Below are 1475 nucleotides of genomic sequence, written 5' to 3'. Positions count from 1 at the left end.
GTCTGCAACCCGCGATAAATCGCCAGGAGTTCCTGCATCAGAATGCTCGTACACCAGCCGTCCATGAGGATGTGATGGAAGCTCCAGATCACATGCTGACATCTGTCCTGCCCATTGACGATCGTCACGCGCATCAGCGCATCTTCACTTAGATCGAAGCCGCTTTGCCGGTCTTCTCGCTTGATTTGTTCAAGATCTCCCTGATCTCTTACGCGCAGATCGACTGGCCGCTCCTGCAACACAAGCTGCATCGGCCGCCTAACCTGCTCGTTCACGAATGCCGTGCGCAGCATTTCATGCCGTGCCGTTAAACGCCCCAAGCTCTCCTCGAATATCGTAGCGTCGAGCGTCCCTTCGATCCGGAACGTAAACTGCTCGAAATAGGCCGTCGTATCCGGGTCAAGCTGGGCGTGATACAGCATGCCTTCCTGCATTGGTGACAACGGATAGATGTCTTGCACCTTGTAGCCGTAGGCTTGCTGCAAACAGCTCGCTTCCTGCGGCTCCAAATCTACCAAACGGAAATCGCTCACAGTCTTTTCGCTGTACGCCTGTCCGATACAGTGAGCAATCAGCCTGCGAAGCGCTTCTGTATAACGTGCCATCCAGTGTTCTACCGTTTCCTTCCGGTACACCTCCGCCGCATAGTCACATGTTAAAACGAGCTCCCCGCCGATCACCATTCCGTTCACGCTCAGCTTGTAATCTCTTGGACGGTTCGGGTCGATACTACGACCAGTCCCGTACGACGACGATTCAAATACGCTGGTGGACACATCCCGGTCGAACTGTCCCAAGTAGTTGAAGCAGATCTCCGGACGAAGGTCGAACTTCAACTCCTGCTTGTGCTCCGCTGCCGTCAAATATTTCAGCAATCCATACCCTAGTCCTTTTTTCGGAACGCTACGAAGCTCTTCTTTCACCGTCTTAATACTGTCGGTCAGATCCCCGGACGCGCTCAGATCAAGCAGCGTCGGCACGATCGTCGTAAACCAGCCGACCGTGCGGCTGACATCCACCGGTTCCCCGATATCTTCCCGGCCATGTCCTTCCAGATCCACGATAAACCGACGCTCGCCGGTCCATTCCTGTAGTGCAAGGCCTAACCCCGTCAGCAGGATATCGTTGATTTCCGTATAGTACGCCCGGTTGGCCTGGTTCAATAGCTGCGTCGTCTCTTCCCGCGACAGCTTGATCGTCACCGCTCCGCCGGTTTCATCGGCTTCCCCGACCCCTTCGTCTATCGGCAATGCCGTAACCGCTGTCTGCTCGATCCACTTCCAATATGCGATTTCCCGCAGCAGCTCCTCGCTGTCCGCATAGCGCGCCAGCGCCTTCGACCAAGTCTGGAACGCGTCCGTCTTCTCCGGAAAGCGGATCATTTCGCCTCGCTGCGCCTGCTCATAGCCGGTCTGCAAATCTTCGAACAGGATGCGCCATGACACTCCGTCCACTACTAAATGGTGGATGACGAT

General features: G+C 55.5%; 1 protein-coding gene. It reads right to left on the bottom strand.

Annotated elements, in window-relative coordinates; all coding sequences use genetic code 11:
• Nucleotides 1-1475 (bottom strand): condensation domain-containing protein (locus MHB56_RS29760; protein ID WP_341144427.1); only part of this gene is annotated, 1475 nt, incomplete at both ends.

The organism is Paenibacillus sp. FSL H8-0315 (genome assembly GCF_038005365.1).
Lineage (GTDB): Bacteria > Bacillota > Bacilli > Paenibacillales > Paenibacillaceae > Paenibacillus_AQ > Paenibacillus_AQ odorifer.
This window is presented reverse-complemented; position numbering and strand designations above follow the sequence as displayed.